Genomic DNA, 9643 nt, shown 5'->3' with positions numbered 1-9643 from the left:
CCTTTGAGCATCGCCCCCATCATGACACCCGCCGTCAGCGCCCGGCCAAGCGCTGCGGACGCGGTCGGCCACGTTTGGTGGCGTCGCTGTGCTTCTGCAACTGTTTCTGTCGTTCTTGTGGCATACGCTCTCACTTGTCCATCATAAGCGAGCGCTTTCACTAAGTAATCTCTCATGTTCATCAAGCCTTTCATCCTTTTTTCTCCGTATTTTTCTCATACAACAGTTTCAGCCCAGTCAACGTTAAAAACGGATCGACGACATCGATGACACTCGACTCACTGGCAATGAGCGGTGCAAGGCCACCAGTCGCGATCACTTTCGGTGGAACTTTGCTTTTCGCCTTCATTCGCGAAACGATGCCTTCCACTTGTCCAACATAACCGTATAAAATGCCAGCTTGCATGGCGCTGACCGTATTTTTACCAACGATATCGTCTGGGCGGGCAATTTCAATGCGAGGCAATTTCGCCGCCCTTGCAAACAACGCCTCTGTCGAAATCATGATGCCTGGGGCGATAGCTCCCCCCATATATTGTTTATGTTCATTAATATAACAATACGTCGTCGCTGTCCCGAAATCGACAATGATCAGTGGGCTGCCGTATAAGTGAATGCCGGCAACCGCATTGACAATCCGGTCAGCGCCGACTTCACGCGGATTTTCATATTTAATGTCAAGCCCCGTTTTAATGCCCGGCCCGACAATGAGCGGCTTAATATGGAAATATTTTAAACACATGCGTTCAAGGGCAAACATAATCGGCGGCACCACAGAAGAAATAATCATGCCACGAATATCGGAAAACTGTAAGCCGACATGATTCAAAAGCGCTTTAATTGTCATGCCGTACTCGTCTTCCGTTTTCGCCCGGCTTGTCTCAATGCGCCAATGGTATCTTAATTCATCACCGTCATAAACCCCTAGCACGGTATTTGTATTGCCAACGTCCAACACAAAAATCATGGCCTCATTCCCCACTTTTCCTCAATAAATTCCTTTCTTTATCATATCATACCTTGTTTTCTTGCGGGGGAAAAAACGGCGGCCTCACTCTGGTCGATAGCAAAAAAAGAGGATGTCCCCAAAATTGTAAGACATCCTTTGTGATCACCATATATACACATCGAGCACTTTCACAAGCAATAGGTTGTATCTCCTTTGAAGAAAGATGTCCTTTTCGTTCAGCCCCAACTGTTACTCTTTCTTCTGAATGTTCACTTTCACATCGTCGTCGCCTTTACCGGTGTCATTGCGTCCATTGCGGTCCGGCGGCAGCGTACCGTGCTCGAACAAATGCTTAATTTGTTCAGCATCGAGTGTCTCAACTTCCAAAAGTGTCGTAGCAATTAAATCCAATTTGTCCCGATGCTGCGTTAAAAGCTGTTTCGCCTTGTCATAGCACTCTTTAATGATGCGTTGAATCTCTAAGTCAATTTCATAAGCGATTTTATCGCTATAGTTTTGTTCGTTATGCAAGTCGCGACCTAAAAACACTTGCCCGCTCGGTTGGCCAAATTGAAGCGGACCAAGTTTTTCGCTCATCCCGAATTCCGTCACCATCCGGCGTGCAATGTTTGTCGCCCGTTGAAAATCGTTATGAGCCCCTGTGCTTACTTCATTGAACACAATTTCCTCAGCGACGCGCCCGCCGAGCAACCCTGTAATTTTATCCATCAGTTCCTCTTTTGTCATAAAGTAACGGTCTTCTTTCGGCAGCATCACCGCATAGCCACCAGCTTGGCCACGCGGGACGATTGTTACTTTATGCACCATTTCCGCGTCGGCAAGCACCATGCCGATGACCGTATGTCCGGCCTCATGGAATGCAACAATGCGCCGCTCTTTTTCCGAAATAACACGGCTTTTTTTCGCCGGTCCGGCAATGACGCGATCGGTTGCTTCGTCGATATCGTCCATATCGATTTTCTTTTTGTTCCGACGCGCTGCCACAAGCGCCGCTTCGTTCAACAAGTTTTCCAAATCAGCACCGGAGAATCCCGGTGTCCGCATGGCGATCGTCTTCAAGTCAACCGATTCATCGAGCGGCTTATTGCGGGCATGCACGCGTAATACTGCTTCGCGTCCTTTGACATCTGGGCGATCGACAGTGATTTGCCGGTCGAAGCGACCCGGGCGCAAGAGCGCTGGGTCTAAAATGTCCGGACGGTTCGTCGCTGCAATAATAATGATCCCTTCATTCCCGTTAAAACCGTCCATTTCGACAAGCAGCTGGTTGAGCGTCTGCTCACGCTCATCGTGGCCGCCGCCAAGACCGGCTCCGCGCTGGCGTCCGACAGCGTCAATTTCATCGATAAAAATGATGCACGGTGCATTTTTTTTCGCTGTTTCAAACAAGTCGCGCACGCGCGATGCACCGACCCCGACGAACATTTCCACAAAATCCGACCCGCTGATCGAGAAAAACGGCACGCCTGCTTCCCCTGCGACCGCGCGCGCCAACAGTGTTTTCCCTGTACCTGGCGGTCCGACAAGCAGCACCCCTTTTGGAATGCGGGCACCAAGTTCAGCGAATTTGCGCGGGTCTTTTAAAAATTCAACAATTTCCACGAGCTCTTCTTTTTCCTCGTCCGCCCCAGCCACATCACGGAAACGGACTTTCCGCTTGTCATCCGTATACAGCCGCGCCCGGCTTTTGCCGAAATTCATTACTCGGCTGCCGCCGCCTTGCGCTTGGTTCAACAAGAAGAAAAACAAAATAAAAATAATGACAAACGGAATAATGGATGTGAAAAACGTAACCCATCCGCTCGTTTCATCCGCTGGCATCACTTCCACCCGCGCCCGTGCCGCCGCCGCATCGATGCGATCAAGCACTTTGTCGCTGTTTATCACATAGGTGGAAAAATATTGCCCTTCATTATATGTTTTCAGTTGGCCTCGAATTTCATATACGCCGCGCTCCGGCTTAATGGAAAACGACTTGACTTCCCCGTTTTCCAAATGAGTGATAAACGCATCGTACGTCATCGGCTCGGTCCGCTGATTCGTACCGTTAAAAAAGCTGACGACGCCGATCACGACGAGAAAAATCAGCAAATAAAAGATGGTGTTACGGAAAATCCGGTTCATTTCTTGCCTCCTCCCATATGAAACACACTATACTCAATACTAGCATAGAAATTTGCCTAAATACAAACAATTCGGCCGCCGCACAGCAACGGTCTTATTTTTGGTACACTTCTGGCTTTAAGACACCGATAAACGGGAGGTTGCGATATTTTTCCGCATAATCGAGACCATAACCAACGACGAACTCATCCGGGACGGTAAATCCGGCGTAGTCCGCTTGAATATCGGCTTTACGTCCAGACGGCTTGTCAAGAAGGGTGACGATTTTAATTGAATTCGCCTTCCGGTAACGGAATAAATCGACCAGATAGCTGAGCGTCAGCCCGCTGTCAATAATATCTTCAATGATCAAAATGTCGCGACCTTCAACGGATGTATTTAAATCTTTGATAATTTTTACTTCCCCAGATGAAATCGTCGCATTCCCATAACTCGAAACATCCATAAAATCCATTTCCAAATATGTATCAATATGTTTCAACAAATCGGCCATAAACGGCATCGCGCCTTTGAGAACGCCGACGGCGAGCGGAAAACGGCCGTCATACTCCTTCGTCAATATAGCACCTAGCTCTTTTACTTTTGCCTGAATTTCTTCCTCGGTGATTAGCACTTTTTGGATATCGTCTTTCATCCCCATCTTTTTTCCTCCTAGCTGTTCATCGCCTGATAGTGCAGTAAAATATAGCGAGTTTGCCCATGCTCTCCGGCTTCAAAAGCCGATTTTTTCAGTCCAGGCACCCAAAGGATGCGGCCGTCGGCATCTTCTACAATCGGCCAACAGTCCCTTTCCATCCGTGGAATTTTCGCCTCAATAAAAATCTCCTTAATTTTTTTCGTTCCTCCCGTCCCCTTCAGCACCATCCGGTCACCAGTGCGGCGCGTCCGTACATGAAGCGGAAGAGAAACCGTAGCGGGGTCAACCACGAACGAGTCATTTCCTAACTGCTTTCTTGGATAGTGTTCCCCAAATTCACTTATGATTACGTAACCGTTTGGGAGAGGCAATAGCGCCGGAACCGGCAGCTCTAGCCAATAGCTTTGAGCGCAATGTTGCAAGCCAAACGTAAACAAACAGCGATCATACGAACGAATCACTTTCAACCCTTTTGGCAAATCGAGCATTCCAGAAGGATGGTCGCGCTCACAAAGCATCAGTATATGGCCGATATGCACAGAAGTCAACACCGGCGGAATGCCTCCGTAAAGGCGGAGAAGCAACAGCTGCAACACCCGACGCTGCAGCGGTCTCGGCAACGCCAAAAACGGGGCAATGCGCAATACAACATCGCTATTTTGTTTTTCCATTACTTTATTCAGCGCGTCCGTGGCTAATTCCTCTAAAAATTGCTCATCTTCTGCCATCATTTCACTATATTGTTGAAATCGTTCATGCAAGCGCGGATTTTCCTGTTTTAATAGCGGGACAATATGATGGCGAAATCGATTGCGTGTATAATCGTCTTTCTCATTGCTTGGATCTCGGCGCGGAGTTAGCCCCTCTTTTTTGCAGTAGTCCTCGATTTCCGCCCGGCTGACAGCCAAAAACGGGCGAATGAGATAACTGCCATGAAACGGACGCTTGACAGGAATGCCAGCATACCCTTTGCTTGTGCTACCGCGCACAAGTCGCATTAAAATCGTCTCGACCTGGTCATCACCATGATGGCCTAAAGCGACATATTGCGCTTGATACTTTTTCACCAGCTCGGCAAAAAAGTGATACCGGCAATTTCGAGCCGCCTCCTGAGCGCCGAGACCTGTGCGCCGCTGAAAAGCTGGAACATCGATTTGCACCGCTTCACATAAAATACGGTGCTCGGCACAAAAATGTTTCACAAATTCCATCTCTTCTTCTGATTCCCGCCCGCGAAACATATGGTCGACATGAGCCGCCACGAGCTGAAGCTTCCACTCATCCCGAAGCGAAGATAAAAGATGCAAAAGAGCAAGTGAATCCGGGCCTCCGGAAACGCCGACAATGACCGTCGCTCCTTCCGTAAGCAACCTATGCCTGTCAATAAAGGCGCGCACTTTATCAACCATTCGAAAAAACCTCTTTGCTCTCTTTTAGCCTCATCGATAGCTATTGTACCATAAATTACATCGTTAGTTGCCAGTATATATAAAAACCGTATGCACCAAGCAACAGGACAGCAATCAACACTGTCTCAGCAATAGCCCCCACTTTGCGGCGCTTTTTCGCCCGCCGCCCCGACCGGCGGTTCGACGACACTATCTTTGTTTCATCTTTCACCGCTAACCGGCGGGAAGAAGCCGCTAATAAGTCACGACGCATGTCGGCGGCCTTTGCATACCGGCCGTCGAGCGCTTTTTGCAAAACGTGCTTATATTGGGCTAAAAAGCGGTCGGCTTCGATGATCCTGAAAAGTTGTGATCGCCCGTCGCCCTTTTTCTCGAGATGTCCCGAATAACAGGATGCAATCATCACCATCGCTGCTGAAAACAAGTCATACGACGGCTCAGCTTTGCGCGACCCAAGCCCCCAATAGCCGCGGTCGTACAGCTCTGTAAACTCTTTGACCGCCCTTCCTTGCAGCGTCGTTCCCCCAACATCCAACAACCGGACAGATGGCGGCGGCCCGGTGACGATTAAATTATCCGGTTTTAAGTCGCCAAATACCCACCCCTCCTCATGCAGCCGCTCGAGCACCGACAACAACTGCACAAGCAACACCGGCGCCCACTCTTTCCCGCGGCGGCGGACAAAGGTAGTGAAGTTTTCCCCCTCAATATACTCCATCACATAAAAAGGGATCGTCTCCTGCACAAGCGAGCTCCGCCAGTCGTCGGCCTCCAGCAAAGAAGGTCCGAGGGCGCCCCCCTGGACCTTAGAAAAACGACGTAATATATTCATTTCCGAGGCCAACGACGCATAATCATCGCTCAGTTTGACAGCGACGCGGTTGCAGCCGCTTTCTGCCAAGTAGACGACGCCGTTTGCCCCACTGCCAAGCCGCCGCAAAAGCCGGTATGAACGGCCGTGCCATTTGCCGGTAACAACCGTGCCAGGCGGAAGATTACAAAGACGATTCTTCAATGTATGGCTCATCGCCATTACCAATCCAGCTCCTTAGTGACCGTTTGCGGTCGAAATGGGCGATCGCTTCGCGCAGCGCCGGTCCTGTTGGCGTCAGCCCGCCTGACGCCAATTTCGGAAAGATGGTGGACAGCTCCTCAATCCTCGGCGTCCAGTCAATCATTTTCTCGGCATGTTGCCGCTTTCCTGGAAAGATGAAGACGGAAAAACGGTTCTCACCCATGCGTGCATTTAAACTAAGCGATAAATCGACGAGCGCCTCTTTGACCGTCGGCAATTTCGTCTTCATGCTCCCGCTCGTATCGATTAAAATAAGCACGTCGAGCGCAGCCGTTTCTCCAAGTTCATCGACGACTTCCATCACTTGACCGCGCTTGTCCGGAGGCAAGTCTTCGAGCGAAACGTCCGAACCAAATATTTGTTTCAATTCCCGGTTGACCAGCCCTTGCAACGTCTGGGTCATCGCTTGGCGCGTCACCATCTGCACCGTTTGCGACAGCTGCCTCGCATATACGACCTGGCTCATCCCGCCGCCAGCGGCCGCAATCGCTTCAATTTCTCGCTGCCCATTTTCATCGATCGTGTCTTGGTCCAATACACCAATCACGTTCACTGTAATGCCCTGTTCCCTCGCCAATGCCGCCATGGCGGCTGGATCCTCGCCATGGTTGGAGCAGCCGTCGGTAATGAGCAAAATCTGCCGCAACGTTCCCTTTCGCATCTTCGTTCCCCTCCTCAGCGGAATGTATTACCATCATCGCCGCGGGAGAACGTTTTTATACGCGTACTACTGCGCCTTTTTCATATACATATATGCCGGAATCGTCGCCCATTTTGGTGTGTTGTGCCGCACTTTAGCGACAACAACGGTCATATCATCTTCAATCTCTCCGCCGCACTGCCGGATCACTTCCTCCATGATCACATCGGCGACTTCTTGTGGATCGGTCGTTTTCAGTTCTTGGATTTTCCGTTTCATCCACAAATCATGGTTCTCCACATTCATTGGCCCTTCAAACACACCGTCGCTCATCATAATGAGCAAGTCGCCGGATTTCAGCTGTTCACTGACCACATCGAATTCGACTTCTTTAATAATCCCCATTGGCAAATTGCTCGCCTCTACTTTCATCACTTTATCGCCGCGTTTAATAAAGCTTGGCATCGACCCGATTTTTAAAAACTTCGTCGCCGCGTTTTGCAAATCAATGATCGCCAAATCAAGCGTCGCGTACATATCTTCTGTCGTCCGCAGCGCCAAAATGGAATTGATCGATTTAATGGCGATCGATTCATCCATTCCTGTCTGCAAGATTTTTTGCAGCAAATGTAACGTCTCGTGGCTCTCGTAATGCGCTCGTTCCCCGTTGCCCATGCCGTCGCTAATGGCGACAGCGTATTTACCGGTGCCAAGTTCAATCGTTGCATAGCTGTCACCAGAAATGAGCCCGCCTCCTTTAGCAGCAAACGCCACGCCTGTCTCGACGACAAACGCTTTTGTCGAACCGAAGGCAACCCGGCAATAGCCATTTGGATAGGCAGCACATTCCTCGCGCTTGACGACAATCGTCTCCCCTAAAATGTCCGACAGCATCGGCGCGATCAGTTTTTCGCACTCACCACGCCCCTCGCAGTAAGGAATGCTCATTTCAATATCGATATTTCCTTTTTCTAAACTGTAAATATCGACATGCCCGATTTCGATGCCAAACTCTTGCAGGGCATGGTAGATTTGTTCCTCTTGCAAATAATGGTTTTCTCGCTCTTTTTGAATCTCCTTCGCAAAATCGTCCATGACTTGCGAAACACCCAACAATTGCTCGGCAACAAGTTTCCGGCTTTCGTAAACTTGCCGTTTGAGCTTACGGTTCGCCTGATAAATCACCATCTCTTTTTCAATCGTGTCAACCACTTTGCCTGCTTTGACGCAATACCGCTCCCATTCGCGTAACAACTGATGGTTTTGTGCCAACGTTTTTTCGTCCGCCTCATGCATCATTTGTTTCATATACGCATATGTTGTACTAAAGTTGGCTACCCAGCATTGCGCTTTCTTAAAGCACGTTTGGCACGTCTTTTCTGTAATATCACCAAGAAAATAATCAACCTCCCGTTCATGGTATTCATCAGAATCCGACAGCGGTCCAGGCGAAAAGCTTTCCGCCAGCGCTTGAAAGACGTTCGAAAACTGCGAAACGCGCTGTGCCGTTACATCACGGATTTTGCGAACGTATTGCTGTTGCTCGTTGATATATTCAGCCGTGCCAGGAATATGTTTGGCAATCTTCTCTGTCAGCGAATGGGCTGTACATAAAAACAGCATGATAGCGATGCTTGATTCAAGCAGCGTCGGCATGAGTTCGGCTTTCCCGTCCCCGTATAAGCCCATCAACAGCGTTGCGACAATGAGTCCGAACGCGACCCCAATCTTTTTTCCTTCTTTCAGCAGGCCGCCAAGTAGGCCGGCAAAAGCAAGCAAGCTCATTTCAGACAAGTTACCGACGTTCGCTAAGCTCAGAACGAGCCCAGTGACGACCCCGACGGTCGAACCAGTCGCTGCCCCAGCTACAAATGCAAATAATAAAACGAGATAGCGCGACATGACATGTTCAAGCGATAAGCCGTACGCCGACCAGCCGATCATCCCAGTCAGCATCGACGCCAGCAAAATAATCAATGAAATCATTTCTTCCGCCCGCAGCGCATGTTTATGTTTCTGTACCGTCAACAGCGGAATGCTTTGCATAAAAATCAATGTCAGCACGAGTGACAACCCGGCTTCTACAACCGCCATAGCCACTCCGTATGCCGTCCGTTCCCCAAGCCAGTAATAAGAAATGAGCCATTTTGTCGCCAACGATACAGCGAAAACGACGAACGGCACAAGTTTTAATGATTCACTAATCACTTTCCGCACCCAGCTATAAATAAAGAGGAAACCAAAAATGGAAGCACCGACAAACAACACCGTATCAAACGACAGCGTCACAGCGCCGGCCAGCAGTGAAACTAAAGCGAAAGCTGCCTTGTCACGACGCAACATGTAGACAGAGACAAAAAACGGCAGCGCAAACGGGGTCAATTTCGCCAAAATTAACGCCCGTCCCAACAAAAAGCCGACAAGGAGAAGCAAAAAGCCTTGATGAACGAACAGATGGCCAAGTCGCAACTTCACATGGCGCATCCAGCGCGACAAGGTTGCTTGCGTTTCATTAATCCGTACTTCTGAAATGCGACGCACCGTTCCTCTTTCTACTCTTTCCATTCCCGATCCTCTCCTTTGCTTTCTATTACCCCTATTATATAGTTAAAATTATCTGAAATTTGTCAAAACAACGGAGCAAAATAAAAAATCGTTCGACGTTTTCTTCGATGATGCGCCGACAGTATACCCGTTCCGACAGAAGCAGACAAAAAGAAAAAACGAGCATGTCGCTTGATGACGCATGCTCGTTTGCGATGACCCGTACGGGATTCGAACCCGTGTT

The 9643-nt window shown here is 49.3% G+C and carries 9 protein-coding genes; all 9 read right to left on the bottom strand.

Annotated elements, in window-relative coordinates; genetic code table 11:
* On the bottom strand, nt 1-176 hold a 176-nt coding region (locus tag DSM465_RS0117345; protein WP_174375705.1), incomplete at its 3' end, for an Hsp33 family molecular chaperone HslO.
* A gap of 14 nt (nt 177-190) precedes the next feature.
* Nucleotides 191-967 (bottom strand): type III pantothenate kinase, encoded by a 777-nt coding sequence (locus tag DSM465_RS0117340; protein ID WP_029761900.1) that lies wholly within the window; start codon nt 965-967, stop codon nt 191-193.
* A gap of 231 nt (nt 968-1198) precedes the next feature.
* The gene (gene ftsH / locus DSM465_RS0117335; RefSeq protein WP_008881709.1) at nt 1199-3094 is read right to left on the bottom strand and encodes an ATP-dependent zinc metalloprotease FtsH; all 1896 of its coding nucleotides are present in this window, start codon (nt 3092-3094) and stop codon (nt 1199-1201) included.
* Nucleotides 3095-3188: 94 nt separating this feature from the next.
* Entirely contained in the window at nt 3189-3734 is a 546-nt protein-coding gene (hpt, locus tag DSM465_RS0117330; RefSeq protein ID WP_008881708.1) for a hypoxanthine phosphoribosyltransferase, read from the bottom strand.
* A gap of 11 nt (nt 3735-3745) precedes the next feature.
* Nucleotides 3746-5140, bottom strand: a complete 1395-nt coding sequence (tilS, locus tag DSM465_RS0117325) for a tRNA lysidine(34) synthetase TilS (protein WP_029761899.1) — start codon at nt 5138-5140, stop codon at nt 3746-3748.
* A gap of 55 nt (nt 5141-5195) precedes the next feature.
* Nucleotides 5196-6173: a protein kinase domain-containing protein gene (locus DSM465_RS0117320; protein WP_029761898.1), complete on the bottom strand. Its 978-nt coding sequence runs from the start codon at nt 6171-6173 to the stop codon at nt 5196-5198.
* Entirely contained in the window at nt 6136-6876 is a 741-nt protein-coding gene (locus tag DSM465_RS0117315) for a vWA domain-containing protein (protein WP_008881705.1), read from the bottom strand. The genes DSM465_RS0117320 and DSM465_RS0117315 overlap by 38 nt, the downstream gene beginning before the upstream one ends.
* Before the next feature lie 66 nt (nt 6877-6942).
* Entirely contained in the window at nt 6943-9420 is a 2478-nt protein-coding gene (gene spoIIE / locus DSM465_RS0117310) for a stage II sporulation protein E (protein ID WP_029761897.1), read from the bottom strand.
* A 34-nt stretch (nt 9421-9454) separates the two neighbouring features.
* The coding region (locus tag DSM465_RS20010) for a hypothetical protein (RefSeq protein WP_035498741.1) at nt 9455-9643 on the bottom strand (189 nt) is incomplete at its 5' end.

It is taken from the genome of Geobacillus thermodenitrificans subsp. thermodenitrificans DSM 465, from assembly GCF_000496575.1.
Lineage (GTDB): Bacteria > Bacillota > Bacilli > Bacillales > Anoxybacillaceae > Geobacillus > Geobacillus thermodenitrificans.
The sequence above is the reverse complement of the archived record's forward strand: the minus strand, read 5'-3'. Positions and strand labels throughout refer to the sequence as shown.